This window comes from Mesorhizobium sp. AR10 (assembly GCF_024746795.1).
Classification (GTDB): Bacteria; Pseudomonadota; Alphaproteobacteria; order Rhizobiales; family Rhizobiaceae; genus Mesorhizobium.
Genome location: NZ_CP080524.1, coordinates 3938111 through 3956484, shown reverse-complemented (window position 1 = coordinate 3956484; position 18374 = coordinate 3938111). Strand labels below are relative to the sequence as shown.

General features: G+C 61.3%; 20 protein-coding genes. 17 read left to right on the top strand and 3 right to left on the bottom strand.

Going from position 1 to position 18374, the window contains the following annotated elements; translation table 11 throughout:
* Positions 1–15: 15 nt before the first annotated feature.
* Complete coding sequence (locus tag LHFGNBLO_RS22635) at positions 16–279, bottom strand: DUF982 domain-containing protein (protein WP_258601571.1); 264 nt, start codon at positions 277–279, stop codon at positions 16–18.
* Between the two features lie 306 nt (positions 280–585).
* Between LHFGNBLO_RS22635 and LHFGNBLO_RS22630 the strand changes: the two genes are divergently transcribed.
* From LHFGNBLO_RS22630 to LHFGNBLO_RS22585, 10 genes are all read left to right on the top strand, one after another.
* Positions 586–1143, top strand: coding sequence for a recombinase family protein (locus LHFGNBLO_RS22630; RefSeq protein WP_258601570.1), 558 nt, complete (start codon positions 586–588; stop codon positions 1141–1143).
* Positions 1144–1735: 592 nt separating this feature from the next.
* A complete protein-coding gene (locus tag LHFGNBLO_RS22625; protein ID WP_258601569.1) occupies positions 1736–2224 on the top strand; it encodes a hypothetical protein in 489 nt (162 codons plus the stop codon).
* Positions 2225–2305: 81 nt separating this feature from the next.
* The gene (locus LHFGNBLO_RS22620; protein ID WP_258601568.1) at positions 2306–2881 is read left to right on the top strand and encodes a winged helix-turn-helix domain-containing protein; all 576 of its coding nucleotides are present in this window, start codon (positions 2306–2308) and stop codon (positions 2879–2881) included.
* A gap of 501 nt (positions 2882–3382) precedes the next feature.
* Positions 3383–4126 (top strand): hypothetical protein, encoded by a 744-nt coding sequence (locus LHFGNBLO_RS22615; RefSeq protein WP_258601567.1) that lies wholly within the window; start codon positions 3383–3385, stop codon positions 4124–4126.
* The gene (locus LHFGNBLO_RS22610; protein ID WP_258601566.1) at positions 4113–4466 is read left to right on the top strand and encodes a hypothetical protein; all 354 of its coding nucleotides are present in this window, start codon (positions 4113–4115) and stop codon (positions 4464–4466) included. The genes LHFGNBLO_RS22615 and LHFGNBLO_RS22610 overlap by 14 nt, the downstream gene beginning before the upstream one ends.
* A gap of 104 nt (positions 4467–4570) precedes the next feature.
* Positions 4571–4765 (top strand): hypothetical protein, encoded by a 195-nt coding sequence (locus tag LHFGNBLO_RS22605; RefSeq protein ID WP_258601565.1) that lies wholly within the window; start codon positions 4571–4573, stop codon positions 4763–4765.
* 29 nt (positions 4766–4794) lie between these two features.
* Positions 4795–5286 (top strand): hypothetical protein, encoded by a 492-nt coding sequence (locus tag LHFGNBLO_RS22600; RefSeq protein WP_258601564.1) that lies wholly within the window; start codon positions 4795–4797, stop codon positions 5284–5286.
* A gap of 125 nt (positions 5287–5411) precedes the next feature.
* Positions 5412–5741 (top strand): hypothetical protein, encoded by a 330-nt coding sequence (locus LHFGNBLO_RS22595; RefSeq protein WP_258601563.1) that lies wholly within the window; start codon positions 5412–5414, stop codon positions 5739–5741.
* 181 nt (positions 5742–5922) lie between these two features.
* Positions 5923–6213, top strand: a complete 291-nt coding sequence (locus LHFGNBLO_RS22590) for a hypothetical protein (RefSeq protein WP_258601562.1) — start codon at positions 5923–5925, stop codon at positions 6211–6213.
* A 1089-nt stretch (positions 6214–7302) separates the two neighbouring features.
* Positions 7303–7908 (top strand): cupin domain-containing protein, encoded by a 606-nt coding sequence (locus tag LHFGNBLO_RS22585; RefSeq protein WP_258601561.1) that lies wholly within the window; start codon positions 7303–7305, stop codon positions 7906–7908.
* Between the two features lie 14 nt (positions 7909–7922).
* Here LHFGNBLO_RS22585 and LHFGNBLO_RS22580 read toward each other — a convergent pair whose 3' ends face one another.
* Positions 7923–8489: a DUF2569 domain-containing protein gene (locus LHFGNBLO_RS22580; RefSeq protein WP_258601560.1), complete on the bottom strand. Its 567-nt coding sequence runs from the start codon at positions 8487–8489 to the stop codon at positions 7923–7925.
* Between the two features lie 136 nt (positions 8490–8625).
* The gene (locus LHFGNBLO_RS22575) at positions 8626–9240 is read right to left on the bottom strand and encodes a TetR/AcrR family transcriptional regulator (protein ID WP_258601559.1); all 615 of its coding nucleotides are present in this window, start codon (positions 9238–9240) and stop codon (positions 8626–8628) included.
* A 91-nt stretch (positions 9241–9331) separates the two neighbouring features.
* On the opposite strand from LHFGNBLO_RS22575, the gene LHFGNBLO_RS22570 reads away from it, so the two are divergent.
* The 7 genes from LHFGNBLO_RS22570 to LHFGNBLO_RS22540 all read left to right on the top strand — a co-directional run bounded on the left by LHFGNBLO_RS22570 (position 9332) and on the right by LHFGNBLO_RS22540 (position 18266).
* Positions 9332–10402 carry a spermidine/putrescine ABC transporter substrate-binding protein gene (locus tag LHFGNBLO_RS22570; RefSeq protein ID WP_258601558.1) on the top strand — a complete coding sequence of 357 codons (1071 nt, stop codon included), beginning with the start codon at positions 9332–9334 and terminating at the stop codon, positions 10400–10402.
* 13 nt (positions 10403–10415) lie between these two features.
* On the top strand, positions 10416–11303 hold the full coding sequence (locus LHFGNBLO_RS22565; protein ID WP_258601557.1) for an ABC transporter permease: 888 nt from the start codon (positions 10416–10418) through the stop codon (positions 11301–11303).
* A 1-nt stretch (position 11304) separates the two neighbouring features.
* Entirely contained in the window at positions 11305–12087 is a 783-nt protein-coding gene (locus tag LHFGNBLO_RS22560) for an ABC transporter permease (RefSeq protein WP_258601556.1), read from the top strand.
* Positions 12084–13148, top strand: coding sequence for an ABC transporter ATP-binding protein (locus LHFGNBLO_RS22555; protein ID WP_258601555.1), 1065 nt, complete (start codon positions 12084–12086; stop codon positions 13146–13148). Before LHFGNBLO_RS22560 ends, LHFGNBLO_RS22555 begins: the two co-directional genes overlap by 4 nt.
* Before the next feature lie 3 nt (positions 13149–13151).
* Positions 13152–13913: an MBL fold metallo-hydrolase gene (locus LHFGNBLO_RS22550; RefSeq protein WP_258601554.1), complete on the top strand. Its 762-nt coding sequence runs from the start codon at positions 13152–13154 to the stop codon at positions 13911–13913.
* Between the two features lie 170 nt (positions 13914–14083).
* Positions 14084–17044 carry a caspase family protein gene (locus LHFGNBLO_RS22545; protein WP_258601553.1) on the top strand — a complete coding sequence of 987 codons (2961 nt, stop codon included), beginning with the start codon at positions 14084–14086 and terminating at the stop codon, positions 17042–17044.
* Positions 17045–17492: 448 nt separating this feature from the next.
* On the top strand, positions 17493–18266 hold the full coding sequence (locus LHFGNBLO_RS22540) for an NAD kinase (RefSeq protein ID WP_258601552.1): 774 nt from the start codon (positions 17493–17495) through the stop codon (positions 18264–18266).
* Positions 18267–18374: the final 108 nt, after the last annotated feature.

Genomic DNA, 18374 nt, shown 5'->3' with positions numbered 1-18374 from the left:
GACGAGGAATCTCCATTACTGCCTGCTTACTGATGAGTGATCGGGCGAGAGCCTCCCCTCTTCCTTAGCAGCAGCCCTGAAGGCCCTCCGGACCTCCTGAGGTGTCGCTTGGTCGGCTAGGCAGGCGATGCAAACGCGCACCGCCAGGTTCCACTTAGGGCCGCGCTTAGTCCACTTGAGGAGATGTTCGGAAGCTGCCTCAACGTTGCTGACGTTGTAGGTCATGCCGGCACGCTCACCCCTGACGGGCACAGGAGGGTTAAACCAATTGAGAGACATAAGCGACATCTAATGTAGGTCAGGAATGTTTGGTAGAAATTTCTGAGCGGGGGATCGGATAACAGGCTCGCGCCGGCCCCCCCGTGGCCTCTTCTGTTCCACCACACAGGACCCCAAGGTGGGTGCGCTGGGTGGCGCGGCGGGTGGCGCTGGGGTGACACCGAGGCTGACATGAACGCGCGCTAGCGGGCCACGGAACCATAAAGGCGTGAACAAAGGTAATCTTTTTCTCACATGCCTGTTGACGTGTGAACTTAGCGTGAGGTAATGGTTGTAAACATTGGCTCTAAGGAGATAGTTCACGCCATGGCAATCGTTGGATACGCACGGGTTAGCACGACCGACCAGAACACGGCAGTTCAGATCGACCAGTTGAAGGCGGCAGGGGCGGCGGACGACCACATCTTTCAAGACCGGCTGTCGGGACTGGACAATGATAGGCCGAAGCTTGCCGAGGCGCTGCGGTTCGTTCGGAAGGGTGACACGCTGGTGGTAACCAAGGTCGACCGTCTGGCAAGATCGGCGGCGCACCTTCACCAGATCGTGGAAGACCTCGACAAGCGCGGTGTCGGGTTCCGGGTGTTGAACGACCCGTCCCTCGATACGACCAAGCCGCACGGCAAGCTCATGTTTGGCATCCTTGCCAGCATTGCAGAGTTTGAGACTGCCCTACGGAAGGAACGGCAGATGGAGGGCATCGCCAAGGCCAAGGCCCGGGGGGACCACCTAGGGCGGCCCAAGACGGTGACCGATGAGGTTGAACAGAAGGTGCGCGACATGCGGGCCGAGGGTGCCTCGATCAGGGCGATTGCAGCGGCTGTTGGCTACTCGACCGCCACGGTTCAGAAGATCATGAACGAGTGAGCGGCGGGTCGATAAAGGCCCCTACTAGCACAGCAAGGGCTTTCCAGCGACAAAGGTGACTACTAGCACTGGGCAACAGTTTCGACCCACAAAGGCCACCACTAGCTGAGCAGGTGAATTGGTTGTCCACTAGCACAGAAGGTGGTCCATTAGCTGGTGCTGAATAGACTACGCAGGGCTTTCATTAGCGATTGCTGAGGCTAGGCAACATCCTGCCCGCGCAGCGTAGCGAGCTAAGCGACACAAACCCACCCACTAGGCTGGGCAGGCGACAAGCCATCCCACTAGCACTGAGCAGGCGACAAGCCACACCACTAGCACTCGAAACACTCTTCACCCAGACCGACCCGCGCTGTTCTCCCAGCAAGCGACTGCTCCTGCCGCCACCGGTACGGATCGGTCTTGTCCCTGTTGCCTTGTTTCGCTCCTTCCGGGGCGACTGGACGTGGCGCTGGCGGGTCGGTCTTGGTGAGGCGTGGCCCAGCTATGCCCAATCGCGTGTCTGCCTATCCGTGTCTTTAAAGCGGACATGCCGCACCACTGCATCTTTTTTCGACCGGACAAGGTCCCAGCCCCAACGAAAGGAACGAATGTGAGTTTTGACGACACCAGCCTCGAACAACTCGGGGCTCAGGCATACGCCCACTATAAAGCGGGCGAGCGGAGCAACCAGCGGGCCATCGATCACGCCAAGTCGAGCGGCCTGTATCTGGCCGAGGCCAAGCGAAGGATCGACGTCGCGGTGCCGTACGGGCAGCGGACGATGGTTTGGACAAAGTTCCTGGCCGATCACTGCCCCATCAAGCGGACGCGTGCCGAACAACTCATTTCAGTAGCCACGGGGCGAACCACCGAGGCAGAGGTGCGGGCCAGTACGGCTGCCAGTGTTCGAGCCACCCGAGAGAAGCAGAAGGCCAGTTTGTCGCTACGTAGTGACAAAGTTCAGCAGAGCCTCTCGACGTCCATTACCGCCAAACCCATCACCGAACGGGAACGTCTGGAGGCCGAGGCGCACGCGGCCATCAAGCGCCTTACGACCGCTCAACTTGAAGACTGGATAAGGCTGGCTCCCGCTGCATAGGGCGGGGGCTGCATCTTTCTTCGACCAGACAAGCTCGGACTGACGACCACCGATCAACCATCACCACGCTGAAGGAGCGAAATGAACCCTACCACGAACGCCGATCCCAAGAAAAAGGGGCCACGTTGGACAAACCCACGCTACCAAGCGGCCACCCGTAAGGACACCGAGCGGGCACCCGACTTCCACCACAAGGCTACGCACGTCCTACGCTCTGAGGGCTTCTCAGGCCCAGCCACGTCGAAGGTTGTCGGCATCTCATTGAGGGCCGTCCGCGCTTACCTGTCTCGCCCATGTGAGGCGCTGGAGGTTGAACGCCGAGAGATCACCAAGCGACACCGGATCGAACACCACAGCCGCACCAGGCAGAGCAAGGCTCCGTTCGAGCTGTGGGCCTACCTCCGGAAAGCTCAGGTACCCATGGTCACTGACCTTCTCGGGTTCGACCCGTGGGCCAGCGACAACGGAGGGGCCAGCACTCGGGAGCGGATTTCCTTCTATCTCATGGATGGTGGTTGGTCTCAGGCTGAGATTGCCCGGATGCTTGGAATCTCTCAGCAGGCCGTGTCCAAGCACGCCAGAGCCATCAAGGAGGTAGTCAGCATCCGACTGAGGAGGCGCACTGCCATGACGACGAGGAGGATTGTTCATAGCTGAACGGATGGTGAAGTTATCGAACCTTCAAAGGCGGATTATCAAATGATAACAATGACTTAGTTGGTTGATGATCCTATTTAGGGATCATACCCTATCGGGTCTCTACCCCTTAAAGGTTCCCTTCGGGTGGCCCCTCCGGTGGAAGACCACAGACTGAAAGTGGACTGAGAGTGAACTGGTAATCAGGGATGGACGGAAGTCCTTCCTCCTGAGGTCAGCACCTTCAGCAGAGCCTTTGAGCCTACTCTCACACCAGCCCTAGCACAGCCTGAAGTATCGACCAAAGAGAACCCTGAAGGCTGGGGGTTCGAATGTAGAGACTGATTGTGTCTCTCATCCATGGTCTCCACGCTAAGCAACGCCTTCATTCATCACCTTCGAAGAGCCTTCATTCTGAAGAGAACCGAAGGTTACATGAAGTTATGACACCCGGTGGGAGGATGACAGATTGTCTCCTCTCGCCGTCACCACCTTCCACCCCAACCAAAGGAGCGCGCATGAATGACTGAAACCTACACCACCTACGACCGACCCCTATGGGACCACGAGCATCAACCTGACGTCTCACAATACAGCGGCGGTCTATCCGTACAGGGTGACATGGGCAAGACCGGCAAGACCGCCAAAGATAAGGCCGAGGAGAACCTGAAGCGGCAGGCCCGCGGCGACCGGCACGACTGGCGGCGCCACCTCCAACTGGACGCCCAGGGCAAGCCCTCTCCCCTTCCCAAGGGCTACCGTCTGGCCCCCGAATGGACGCTGACCAAGCAGCAGAAGGCAGCCCGCACCAACTCGATTAAGAAGGCCATGGCGAAGCGAGGGAAGCGAGAACCGATCAAGGTTCCAGCCTACCAGCGAGGTGAGCGGCGCGCAGTCTATGCCGAACTTGTGAAGGTCAAGGACGACGGCAGGACCAACTGCGGGGACCCCTACTGCTTCGTGCCGACGTGGCAGACCCGAGCATGGGAGGTCGAGCTTCAGAAGGCGCTGGACTGGTTTGGCGACGCAATAGGCGGGGAGCCGGAACGCCCTGAAGAGAAGCAGGCGAGGGAACGGGGCGAAGGTTACAAGCCCTTCCTAGACGCCCACTTCGGGAACGACCCTGAAGACGGCTGGGATTGGGATTACGCGGTGCCCGAGCGGGGCGACCCTGACTTCCACCACATGCGCGAATGGAACTCACCGACGCTGCCCCCAAGGTTTGTGAGGGCTGCAATGGAGGCGAGGGCCAATGCCGGACTTTGACAGCATCAAGCGGCGGGACTGGACCAGAACCTACCCGACGCGGGAGCAGGCCCTAGCCTTGGTCGCCATGATCAAGAGCGACGATTGGGAAACCAGTTCAGAGCTTGACAGGCAACTGAAGGCAGTCACCGGCATGGAATGGGCCGAGGACTTCGGGGTGGTGGCCGAGCGGTGCTTCGAAGTCTTTGGCTCCCCAGAGCTTGAAGCGGGGAACCGCGCAAGGCGTTTAGCTGAAGTCTCGATGAGGCCCCGCAAAGCCAGCAGCACGACCGCAGCAGCACCGGCAGATACGCCATCGCCGACACCGCAGGACGCCTACGGGTTCACCCGCAGGGCATAGCACAGGTCACCCCCCATATCTGACATGGGGTGAAATCCAACAATCCAACCAGCGCAACAACCTCGACCATGGTGGCCGGGGAGCGCAAGCAATGAGGAATGAACATGACCACGACCAACACCAACGATTTCATCTCGGGCAACGCCTACGCCGACGCCGACAATGCAGCCGAAGTGGCCGCTAAGGCAGACGCAGAGGCCCGCGCTACGGCCAACCCAGAGAGCGTCAAGAAGCCGGCCCCAGCACCGCTGATCGACGTCACCACGACTGTCCGCAACGGCGTCGTCGAAGCCCTCTAAGCCACCAACCAACGAAGGAACGAACGAACATGAACGACTTCAGCAGAGCATCCGGCCTTGTCATCAACAGCGCCACGGTTGCCCCGGCCCCTTCCGGCATCACCGTGAACGGCAGGGACCTCGCCAGCATGTCTACAACGGAGCGCCACGAAGAACTGCGCCGGGTTGATGCTGCCGCCGAACAGGCCAAGGCAGCCCAGAAAGAGGCAGCCCTTCAGGCCCAGATCGCGGCAGCGACCGAACGCAGCCTACAGTTCAATGAACAGCTCCGCGCACAGCGGGTGGGCATCAACACCGGGCAGGCTTTGTCCGAAGGCCAGAAGGCTCAGGTGGCCGCTGCCAAGCCGATGAACGGTAGCGCGCCACAGGCCCTCGTCGACCAGCTCCCGGTGACTGTCGGTGGCATCCAGCTTGGCCCCAAGCAAGCCCGCGAAATGGCTGATCGTGGCGAGATCACCCGTGCTGACTACGTGGCTGCGGTTAACGCCGCGCTGGCCCCCTACGGTCACTCTTTCAAGTAGCCGCAGCGGACATCGAGCAGCCTCTTGAGAAAGAGGTTCCGACTGCGGATGACGACGAGAAGGACAAGACCGACGATGAAACCGACGACGAGAAAGCAGACAGGCAATTCAAGGAAATGGTTGGCATGGCTGACCGCTCACTTGATCGCTTCAATGCTAATGCCCCTGCCGAGGTGAGAGACGCAGCTATCGACGAATACATCGAGACCGGCGTGTTGAACCACGAGACGGCCCAGGTTGACGAGGTCGAGACCGCAGTGGTTCAAGCAGCCTTCACCCAGCACATCGAGCGGCATGTGCTAAAGCCTGTCGGGCTCTCCATGGACCAATGGATGGAACACATCGACGAGGCCGAGTTGCCAGCCTTCAGGCGGGCAGCCGTCGAGGGCAACTGGCAGGCCCTGATCAGCCACGCTCGGGCCGCTGCAAAGATGCGGTTGGACTTAGGCATCTAGTCCCCTGACGGCTACCCTGCCCCGGTGCATCGCCCCAAGAGGTGTGCCGGGGCTACCACCAAATACCCTCAGAACAGTGTGCGGTAACGACCGCCGGAGCGCGTTCGAGGTCTCGCCGGTACGATCTACCGTCCAGGGACAAACGCCACTCCACCAGCAAACTTACAACTTACAGGAGAACATGCAACAGATCGAATTGAGTGGGTCATACACTGCCGTCACGACGCTGTCGGGCGAGGAAATCAAGGTCACCACAACGCGCAAGGACCCGGTTCCGGTCCTGTGTCGGGAATTGGTCAAGCGAGGGGTCGACCCTAGCGAACGTGTGAGGGTCACCATCGGCACCGTGCCAATGTGGAAGGCAGATCGCACAATTGGCGCATGGGCGGGGATCGATGTCACGGAATACGACCGAGATGGGCTGCGCACCGAGAAGCACCGGCCATTCCCTGTCCATCGGATCAGGCCATGACAACCAGCGGATTTGGCTGTAGGGCAGCGTTTGACGGTTGGCCGTGGAAACGAACCGACTGACCATCACTGAGACCCAATCAACAGGCTGCCCAATGGCCGAGATGGGTGGAAAGCAGAAGTTAACTCTTACGTGGAAGGGTCCTTCGCGAAGCTATCTCCGGCACAATCTCGCAAACGGTGTGCCAAAATAGACTTTCTAGATCTCATGCCCCAGACTGTCCGTGGACTAGAGAGATTATCTATCAATGAATAACTTCAAGAAAATACTTCTATCTCTGTGTGTTGTATTAATACTGTTTCTGGCTGCAGAACTGGTAACCTCTTGGCTTTCTGAGAGGGGCGGTCCATTTCGATACTTTAATCAGGCGAGTGAGAAAGGAACCAGGGCAGATAAGGCGATCCGAGCGATCGACAGGTTCTTAGTTGAGCCTCGGACGGAGGCCGATGTTAAAAATTTCCTGACAACCGCTGGGTTTGCGTGCGATCGTCCGTATGGCAATAAACTCCTTTCGCTTAAAAGCCTCGAATACAAAACTCCCCTCTCGTCAGGCGTTTTCTGCCACTATGACTACGGCAGATATTTTTTGTATTATCAAAAGTTTATTGTAGACGTGGCGTTTGGTTCGAATTTGAAAAGTTTTAGGCACAAGGTATTTTGGGATTTCTGATACGGTGACCTCAATTGCTATCGCCATCCTATGGCTGCCGCCAATGGCCGAGATGGGTCGTAAGCGGTCCTTGGCCGGATCGTAGCTGTTGGACCTTGGAGTCACTGACCATGGCGAGCAGGCGACGACCATGGCGAGCAGGCGACGCCTAAATCCCCTGCTGACACCGTTGACAGAAGGTACACCGCTCGGGCACAAAGAGGTACACCGAGCTTAACCGCTTCGGGGGAAGAGACCCTTTTATCCCCTTGATTTTTCTTCGGAAGTTCGGGTGGAACGCTCCAGTCGGATTTGGCCTTTAGCGCCGTCCGGGGGCACCAGTTCGCAGCTGAAGCGTCGATCTCTGGACTTTGATGTGCCGGTATTCCTGAAACAGGAGCTGATCCATGTCACGCTGTGGGGACGTCTACGAGAACAAGGTGACCGGTGAATTCGGCGTGATCCTGCGTGGCACCGAAGACCGCGGCCAGGGGCCCGGCATCGTTCATCTGACCGCGCGGCCGGGCGCTGCAGTCGTTGGCGAACACTTCCATCCCAACATGATTGAACGGTTTACCGTCTTCAGCGGCCGGCTCGATGCCTCCATCGCCGGGAAGACATTTTCCCTGGAGCCCGGCCAATCGGCAACGGTCGAGGCAGGCGTGGTGCACGATTGGTGGAACAGCAGCAAGACCGAAGAAGCACACGTCCTAATCGAAATCGAACGGGCGCCCGGCGCGGACCACGTTGACCCGAACCGTTTCGAGCTGCTGATCGGCATGCTCTTCGGCCTCGCCAATGCCGGTCTGGTGGATAAGAAAGGCAGACCCTCCCTGCTTCAGGCAGCAGTCATCGCCAGGGAATTTGCCGACGTGATCGTCTTCACCCAGCCTCCACCCGCGATTCAGCGGGTGGCGCTCGGCATCCTGGCGCCGCTCGCCGGTCTGCTTGGCTACCGGGCGATCGACCCTGCTTTCTGCAGACCGCACGCCCACATCACTCCGGCCCCCGAAATCCTCGCCATGGCAGGCCTCCCGCCGGTCTGATCTCGATGGCGTCTCTACGAGGCGCTTGCGATTTGGCCAGATGCACTTGCCCCGGTGAATGTGTTCCTCACCCTTGCCGACCTGTAGACATAGGCGACCCAGATACCGGTCAACACAAACGAGACGATGGGTGCCATCAGCGCGTCTCCCGCAAGCACCTGGTTTACCGGGACGCCAAGAACTGCCGAAATCCAAAACGTGTCCAGGAGAAACACGACAGGGATTGCAAACCACTGAACCACAAACAGCTGTTTGAAGCGGTAACTCCGACGCAGCATCGCTACGAACACCACCACCTGGAGGACCAGAAATACCAGCAAGAGTGCTACCTCGCCGTAAACCGCCAAGGTGCCATTCGGGAGTGTCATGAGCTGTTGGTAGCCTTCACTTGATGTCCCCAATGTCGCGAGCGTGCGCAACGGGGACAAGGCCTGACCGATCGCAAGCAACATCAGCCAGCCTCCAAACCCCACCAGATCCGCCGGGTTCTGTGAAGGCTTGATCGCCGATCGGACGGCAAAGAACACAGGCACGCCAATCAGCAACAGAAGTATTGCCCAGTGCCAGACAGAAAAATGCATTTACCCCTCCCCCAAAATACACCCATGGGTTGTATCATATTTCAGCGCCAGCTCAAGAGGGAGAAGTTCAACGGCCATACACTTTTAACTGGAAAACCCCTTACCTCCTGCCTGTTCCTGACAGGATCATCCCGGTTCACACCCCAATCGCCGCCACCAATATCCGGTTCTGTCTTCGTATCGCCGCGCGTAGCTCCGGTATCCTCGCCTCGTCGCGTTTCACGAACTCGATAAACATCATGTTCATGTTGTTGAACACCAGTTCGCCCAGCGCCTGTCCGTCGATGTCGGCGCGCACCAATCCAATCTCTTGCAACCGGGCGATCAGCGCGCGGATTTGCTCGGTCAGCGTCCGGTCGAGCCCGGTATAGGTCTGGCCGAACGGGCTGTCGGGCAATTGCGTCGAGATCGCCATCGCCTGCCGCCACATCTCCTTGCTGAGATAATGCAGCGAGTGCTCGATGTAGATGCCGAGCAGCGTATCCAGTGCATCGCCGACATTGGCCGGCGGGTTGGCGACCACGCCGCGCCCGGCATTCAGCACCTCGTTGACCTCCAGCGAGACGATGGCGCCAAGGATATCGCCCTTGTTCTCATAGTAGTTATAGATGGTGCCGACCGACACTTCGGCCTGCGCCGCGATCGCCTCGATCTTGGCGCCCTCATAGCCGGCCTCGCGGAACAGCTCCGCCGCCGCTTCGATGATACGGCGGTGCCGATCCGCCTTTTGCCTTGCCCGCAATCCGCTCATGAAAGCCTCTTGCCATAGAAACAGAATTGACTCAATTTTAGAATTGGTTCAATTTTTTGCAAGAAGCCACAAAGGCAAGGGAGAACACTCGATGTCCGCGACTCTGACTTCCATTCTGAAAATCCATCTGCGCGCTGCAACCGCAGCTACTGCACTGCTACTCGCCACAGGCGCTCACGCCGCCGATCTCAACGCTCTGATCTGGTGCGATCACGCCGACCCGGCCCTGCTGCAGCCCTTCGAGGAGGCCAATGGCGTCAAGGTCAACGTCAAGGAATTCGAAGGCACCGGCGCCGGTCTCGCTATCGTCGAACAGTCGCAGCCCGGCGACTGGGATGTGATGGTGATCGACTCTATCGACGTGCCGCGCGGTGTCGAAAAGGGCCTGTTCGAGCCGCTGCCGGAAGACAAGCTGCCGCTGGCCGACCTGTTTCCGCAGGTGAAGATGGATGGTTCCACCGTCGTGGACGGCAAGCGCTACGGCATCACAGAAAAGTTCGGCTACAACACCATCGGCTACAACAAGACCAAGGTCGACCCGGCCGACATGCAGTCGATGGCCGCACTCACCGGCGACAAATACAAGGGCAAGATCGCCATCTATGACTACTACCTGCCGGTCATCGGCATGGCCGCTTTGGCGATCGGCAAGAAGACGGCCGAGTTGACCGAAGCCGACCTTCCCGCCATCAAGGCCGAACTCCTGAAGATGAAGGCCAACGCCAAGCTGGTGGGCGAAGTCACTGCCAGCCAGACAGCACTGGCCACCGGCGAGGTCGACATTCTGGTCGGCGGCGGCGAATGGGTGACGGCCGGGTTGGCCAAGGAGAACCCGGCGCTGGACTTCTCCATCCCGAAAGAAGGAGCGGTGCTGTGGTCGCAGTCGCTGGCCATGTTCAAGGACTCCAACAACAAGGACATGGCGCTAAAATTCATCCAGTACATCATGAGCCCCGAGGGACAGGCGCGGCTCGCCACCTCCTCCTGCTATTGGGGCATGCCGGCGAACACCAAGGCAGCACTCACCGACGAGCAGAAGAAGATCCTGCGCTTCGACGAACAGCCTGACTTCCTTGCCCGCGCCCAGTCCTACCCGGCGCCGAACGCCGATCTCGACAAGAAGATGCAGGACGTCTGGACCGAAATGCTGCAGGCACAATGACCGGTTGCTGCTCGTGAGCAACGCTGCCAATAGCGGGCGTGCCCTGCCCCAGGCGGGCCGTGCCCTGCCTCGGGCGGGCACTGCCCTGCCCTGGGCGCTGGTCACGCCGGCGCTCGGCTGGACGCTGCTGTTCTTTGTGCTGCCCTTCGTCGCCATGGCGCTTTCCAGCCTCACGGCGCATGAAGGCGGCGGCTTCACGCTCGCCAACTACAGCCAGTTCTTCACCAACCCTTCTTACTGGCAGGCGATGGTCAACTCGCTGCAGGTCACAGCCATCGTCACCGTGATCTCGGTGCTGCTTGCCTACCCCTTCGCCTGGATTCTGGCCGAGCAGGTGCCGGAGCGCTGGCAGCGGCTGGCGCTGATGCTGGCCGTGCTGCCGTTCTGGACATCCTATGTCGTGCGCTCTTATTCCTGGCTGCTGGTGCTGGCGCAGAATGGCGTCATCAACCGCGCGTTGACCGGCTCCGGCCTGTTCACTGACCCGGTGCAGCTCGCCAACACACGCTTCGCCACCGTCACCGGTTTCGTGCATTTCTTCGTCATGCTGTTGACGCTGACCATTTTCGCCAATCTGAAACAGCTAAGCCCCAGCTACCGCAAAGCCGCCGCCGATCTCGGCGCCGGGCCGGTGCGGACCTTCCTGCATGTCATCCTGCCACTGACCTTGCCCGGCATCATGGTCGGCGCCTTCCTGACCTTCGTGCTGTGCATCGGCGACTACATCACGCCGCAGATACTTGGCGGCAACAACGAGCTTTTGATGCCGCAACTGGTAATGATGCAGATCGGCCGGCGCGGCGATTTTCCGCTGGCCTCGGCGCTGTCGATCATCCTGATGGCGGTCGTCACCATCGCCTATCTCGCCTGCGCCCGCTGGCTGAAGATCGAGCGGGCCTGAGATGCGCCGGATTGTCCGTATCGCTTCCTGGCTCTACGCCCCCGCCGTCTACGGCTTTATCTTCCTGCCGGTGGTCGTGCTGGTGTTGTTTTCACTGCAGGCGACGTCGTTTCCGATCCCGCCCTTCACCGGCCCGTCGCTGCGCTGGTACGACGCGGTGCTCTCCGACACCCGGCTGACCTCGGCATTGGTCAATTCGCTGCTGGTCGCGGCCATCTCCTCTTTTGCCACCGTCACGCTCGGCTTCCTCTCGGCCTGGGGCTTTGCGCGCTTCGTCCTGCCCGGCTCGGCCCTGCTGCGCGGGCTGATCACCCTGCCGCTGACGGTCAGCTATCTCATCATCGGCATGGGGCTGCTGGTGCTGTTCAACTGGGCTGGCATCCCGAAGTCGCTGCTTGCCGCCGGCATCGGCCATGTCGTGATCAACCTGCCGCTGTGCTTTGCCATCATCTATAGCCAGATGGGCGACCACCAGATCAACATCGAGCGCGCCGCGCGCGACCTCGGCGCGCCTGAATGGAAGGTGCTCCTGTTGATAACCGTGCCGGTGATGGCGCCGGCGATCTTCGCCGGCTTCTTCCTGTCGATGACCTTCTCCTGGGACGAGTTCGTCATCTCCTTCCTGCTAACCCGCTTCGACACGACCTTGCCGGTCGAAATCTGGAACCTGTTGCGCTCCGGCCTCAACCCCAAGACCAACGCCGTCGGTTCACTGGTCTTTGCCGTCTCCATCGTTCTGGTGGTGTTGTTCGAACTGACATTGCTGCGGAGGAGAAAGGCATGACCGCGCCATTGGTCGACATCCGCTCCGTCTCGCACCGCTTCGGCCAGCAGACGGTGCTGAAGAACGTCTCGCTGCAGATCGAGCCGGGCAGCTACACCATCCTGCTCGGCCCATCGGGGTCCGGCAAGACGACGCTGCTCTCCATTCTCGGCGGTTTCGTCAGCCCTAGCGAAGGCAAGGTGTTCATCCGCGGCGAGGACTGCACCGCCGTGCCGCCGGCAAAGCGCCCGACGACGACGGTGTTCCAGGACTATGCTCTGTTTCCACACATGAGCGTCGGCAGCAATGTCGGCTTCGGCTTGCGCATGCAGGGCGTCGATGGCGCGACGCGGGCCGCACGGGCGCGCGAGGCGCTGGCGCTGGTCGGGCTGGCCACGGCCTTCGACAAGAAGCCGCACCAGCTTTCCGGCGGCCAGCGGCAGCGCGTGGCGCTGGCCCGCGCGCTGGTGATCGAACCGGCCGTCCTTTTGCTCGACGAGCCGCTCGGTGCACTGGACCTCAAATTGCGTCGGCAGATGCAGGACGAGTTGAAAGCGATCCAGAAACGCGTCGGCACCGCCTTCATCCACGTCACCCACGACCAGGAAGAAGCGATGGCGCTGGCCGACCATTGCGTGGTGATGAATGACGGGCGCATCGAGGACGAAGGACCGCCCGAGCGCGTCTATGCGCGGCCGGCGACACGCTTTTCGGCGACCTTCATGGGCGAAAGCACGCTGATATCGGGAACTGTGACCGAAACGGAGAATGGGAAAATCACTGTCGCAACGCAGACCGGACCGCTCTCGCTGCCTGGGGATTTACCGGTCGGCGCTTCTGTTGCCCTGGCCATCCGCCCGGAGCATCTTGTCCTCGACGCGACCGCGGGCAAGGTCGCGCTAGGCACCGCCGAGGTGAGCGACGTCGTCTTCCAGGGCAGCTTCAAGCGCGTGCTTGCCGTTTCCGTCGAAGACCCGGGGCTGCAGTTCATAGCCAAACTTCCAGCCGCGGCAACTGTGCAGCCGGGCGACAGCGTTGCCGTTTCGTGCGACGCTGGCGACATTATCCTTCTGGCAAACTGAGCCATGTCAGCGCTTCCGATCATCGACGCTCCCAACTGGTACGAAACCATACGCATGGCCGATGGCGTGACGCTTATCCACGAGCCGTGGATCAAGCCGTTTTTCCGCTGCAACATTTGGCACGTTCGCGGCCGCGACCGCGATCTCCTGTTCGACACCGGCCTCGGTCATTTCAGCCTGCGCTCCCATGTGCCACTGGTGACGGAGAGAAAGCTGACCTGCGTCGCCAGCCACACGCATTTCGACCATATCGGCTGCCATCACGAATTCCCCGAGCGCTGCGTGCATCGCGCCGAGGCCGAAATCCTCGCCGATCCGCGCAACGAGTGGACGGTCGCCGACCGCTATGCGACCGACGAGATGTTCGATGGCATGCCCGACGGCTGGGTGTCGGCGCGCTACCGGATACTGCCGGCGCCGGCCGGCCGTCTGCTCGCGCAGGGCGATGTCGTCGATCTCGGCGATCGTGCCTTCGAGGTGATCCATACGCCGGGCCATTCGCCCGGCGGCATCGCGCTCTACGAAAACAGGACAGGCATCCTGTTGTCCGGCGACATCATCTATGACGGCCCGCTGATCGATGATGTCTACCACTCTGACACCGACGATTATGTCGCAACGCTGCTGCGCATGCGCGATCTCGATGTCACGGTCGTGCATGGCGGCCATTTCCCGAGCTTCGGCAAGGTGCGCTATCGCCAGCTCGTCGACGAGTATCTCGCGCAAAAGCGGCAGGCCGGCTGCCATCTGCTGCAAGCACGCTGAGCGCGACTGCGTGATCGGCCGTGTAGATCGAAATATCGTGGAAACGCGTCAAAGCCAAAACCCGATGCGCCGGATGCGCCGGCGATCCCGTCATGTTATGGTCACAGACGGGGCCGAATTGGGGCAAGTCCTCGCGTATTCGCCGCGGCTTGCAGGCTTGGATCAAGTTCATGCGCCTTCTGGCGGCCGTGCTGCTGATGACCATGGCGCTCTTCTCCGCTGCGCGCGGCGAGGAACGTATCGCGCTGGTGGTCGCCAATCCGGCCTATGACGGCGCGCCGGTCATCGCCAACGCACAGGGCAGCGCCGAACGCGTTGCGGCAAGCCTCCAGTCCATCGGCTTCACCGTTAAGCTGGTGACCGACGGCGACCGCGCCGATGTGGCGCGCGCCATGTTTGATTTCGCCAAGTCGCTGGGTACTGCCGATTCCGTCGGCATCTTCTACTATGTCGGCCGCACCGCTCGGGCCAATGACCGGAACTACCTGCTGACGCGCGGCACGCGCGCCGATTCAACGGAAGCGATCGATCAGACGGCATTGCCTCTCGATCTCTTCGTGCAAGCGCTCGAGGCCACACCGACGTTCAAAATTATCCTGCTCGACATTGCCGGCGACGGCCAGAACCTGCCTCCCGGCGCGACGCGCGGCCTGGCGCCGGTCGGCCCGCTGGCCAACGCCATTGTCACTTTCTCCGCTCAGCCTGGAAGCGTCGCGCTGGATGGAAGCGGATCGGCGACGGCCTTTGCCGATGCGTTCGCCGCCGCGCTGACCCGGCAGGGCGTCGACATCGACACGATGCTCGTATCGGTCGCACAAACCGTGGCGGAGGCGACATCCGGACGTCAGCTGCCATGGGTGGCGAGCCGCCTTTCCGGCGGCGTGCCGTTTGTGCCCTTGCCGGACAGGCCGGTTACCGAAGCGCTGCCGCCGCCGCAGGCGGCTGCTCCCGAACCGGCACCGCCCCCGATGGCAAGCGGCGGCGGTGGTGGCTACGATTCCGGGGGTGGCGGCTGGGACGGCGGCAGCGACTATGGCTCCGGCGGCGGCGGCTCCGGCGGTTTTGACAGTGGCCAGGAGCCATACCCGATGGATGTCCTGCCGGGGTCTGGCGGCGGATCCTGGACGGGCAACAGCGCCGATGAAGCCGCCGCCTATGAGGAATACAAACGCCAGGCAGAGCAGCGCCAGCAATATGAGGAGGAGGCTCGGCGAAAGTACGAAGAAGAGGCTGCCAGGGCCGCAGCCGCGGCGCAGAACAATCTCGGCGGCGCCTATCAGGGGGATGACCAAGCCAGCGGCATGGAGCCAGCACTGCCGCCTGTCCCGGCGCCCGCACCCGCCCCACCGCCTGTCATTGAGCCGCTTGCCCCGCTGCCCGATACGGCAACCGCCGAAGAGCCTCCTGTGCCGCCTTTGGACGCGCCTCCTGGCATGGTGTCTCCACCGATCGACAACAATGCGGTCGAGGTCGTGCGGCACCCGACCATCGATGCACCGGACGAGGTTGTTGCCGGCGAGACGGTCACCGTCTCCATCGCGCTGACCGAGGAGCAATTGACGCCCGAGGTCAGGGCAAAGGCGGCACCCGGCTCGACGGTGACAGCGAATGGCGCTTTGGCGATGACGATGCCGGCAGGAGCCGACGCATGGCCGATCGACATCGATCTGTTTGCCAGCGGTTTCGATCTCGCCGACGGCGGCAAATGGAGCCGGCAGACAACGCTCTACCGCCAGGGCGACAGCGATGTCGTCCGCTTCGAGCTCAAGGCGCGGCCCATTGCCAAAGACAGCAAGCCCGCTCAGTTCATCGCCCGCATCTACAGCGCCGGCCGTTTTCTAGGTTCCGCATCGCGGCCCATCACCATCAAGCGATCTCAACCGGCCGCTCCGTCTGTCGAACCAACCACCGACGTGGCTCCTCCGGTCATGTTGCTGGCCTCTACGCCCCCGCAACCGGCAGTGACCGGCAAGGTCGAACTCGGGGCCGGTGACCCGGGTGACGTGCCAGACCTCGATGTAACCATCCTCTATGACGATCCGAGCGGGCTCGGCGCCGGGCAGATCATCATCCATTCGCCGCATCTGGCCGGTCCGGTGATGGACACATTTTCGACGCCGCCGGAGATGGCGGCATGGCTGGACTCGGAATATCGCCGCCTGCTGCAACTCGGATTGAGCCTGCGCGGCGCGACCTCGCTGCAGCAGTCCGCTGAAAGCAGCGATCCGGAGGCGCAAAAACGTTTTGTGACGCTGGCCGCCGAAGGTTTTGGCGATGCGCTCTACCGGGATTATGTGCCGGAGGCATTCAAGGATGTGTTCTGGTCGCTACGCGGCAAGGGCGAACTGCATTCGATCCAGATCACTTCGAACAGCCCAACGCTGCCATGGGAACTGATCCGTCCGCAGAGCGAGGACGGCGCCATCGTGGACGGCTTCCTCGGCATGAGCTACCGGCTGGCGCGCTGGGCGCCGCGCAACTCGTCCTCGCAAGTCGATAATCCGCTCGACCGGATGGCCTTCACCGGCGTTGCGGCCGTTGCCCCTTCCTATGTCGACAAGCGGTCGCTGCCTTTCCAGCAGGTCGAGATCGACGCGCTGAGCAAGCTTGCCGGCTACCGCCGCTTCGACGGCGATTTCGTCTCCTTCGAGAAATTGGTCGCAGAGGTCTCGACGGGATTCATCCATTTCTCCGGCCACGGCGAGGTCAACCAGCCGAGCAGCGGTCGGCCGGTCTTTGCCATCGACCTCGTCGACCAATCGCTTGATCCCGATACCTGGAGGGCATTGGTCATTGCCGCAAATGGCAAGGGCAACCCGTTCTACTTCTTCAACGCCTGCGACACCGGACGCTCGCAGATGCTCGGCGGCTTCGTGCAAGGCTGGGGGCCGGCGGTGCTGGCGGGCGGTGCCTCCGGTTTCATCGGTGGCATGTGGCCGCTGACCGACCACGCGGCGGCTGCCTTCTCAACCAGCTTCTATGGCGGCATCACCACCCAGCTCAGGGACGGGCCGGTCTATCTGGCCGAGATCCTGCAAGGTGTGCGCAAACGGTTCTATGAAACCGGTGATCCGACCTACCTCGCCTACACGTTCTACGGCAACGCCAACCTTCAGGTCGTGACGCAGTAGGCGGCGGACTTCCGAAAGCAATTGAACGCAGTGATTCGCCTCACAGCGCCCTTTGCGGGCACGGCGTTCCGGCGGCGTCGCCACAACGTGAGGCCGTGGGCTGCGGTCTGAAACTCATTTCCTCGGTCTGTCGCACAAGTTCGGCGAAGACAAGGGCAAAACTTCCCAGCATCAGGAAGACGATGATCAGGCGTGTCACCGGCAATGGATCGGCCTCGACTGGCTAGCCCCCGCGCCACCCATTAACTGCCGGCTAACATGATCGATCTGGCTTTACGAGAGTTTAAGCTCCGTCTTAACCATCACATTCGCTTGTCATGCGACACGAAGCGCGAGCCGCGACAGAGCAGAACAACGCCTCCCTTTGCAGATGTGCGCGCCCATGCTACCCCGGCGCTGGCGCGGCCCAGGCAATCGGTCGCCGTCAATCGGTCGTCATCGGGGAGCCATGACCAAAGCCGCCAGCCATTTCGCCTTCGTTTCATCTGATACAGCCGACGCCAGGGCGGCGCTGGAAAGCCTGTCGGCGCGCTATGGCCAGGCGTCCGCCGAGGATGCCGAAGTGGTGGTGGCGCTCGGTGGCGACGGTTTTCTGCTGCAAACCCTGCGCGATACGATGAGCACGGGCAAGAAGGTCTACGGCATGAACCGTGGCACCATCGGCTTCCTGATGAACGAATACCGCGTCGGCGGCCTGACGGAGCGCATCGCTGCGGCGGTTCCCGAAACGATCCGTCCGCTGGAGATGCTGGCGGTGACGCATGAGGGCGAAACGATTTCGGCTCTGGCCATCAACGAGGTGGCCCTTTGGCGCCAATCCTACCAGACGGCAAAGATACGCATCACCGTGGACGAGCAGGAGCGGCTGGAGGAATTGAACTGCGACGGCGTGATGATCGCGACGCCGGCCGGCTCGACCGCCTACAATTTGTCCGCGCACGGGCCGATCCTGCCGCTCGACGCGCCGTTGCTGGCGCTGACCCCGGTCAGCCCGTTCCGCCCGCGCCGCTGGCGCGGTGCGCTGCTCTCCAACAAGGCGACGGTGCGCTTCGACATTCTGGAGCCAGAAAAGCGGCCGGTGAACGCCGCCGCCGACCACACCGAGGTCAAGGCGGTGGCCTCGGTCACGGTGCGGGAATCGCCGACCGCGACGGCGACGCTGCTGTTTGACCCCAACCATTCGTGGAACGAACGCATTCTTGCCGAACAGTTTCGCTATTGAGCCGGCGCAATGAGATGCAGCTGGATTAAGCATCGCGATTAAGGTTACGTTTTCACAATCGTCCCATTCCCGCCCGTTTCTGTTGACAAATCGCGGGCTTGCGCCTAA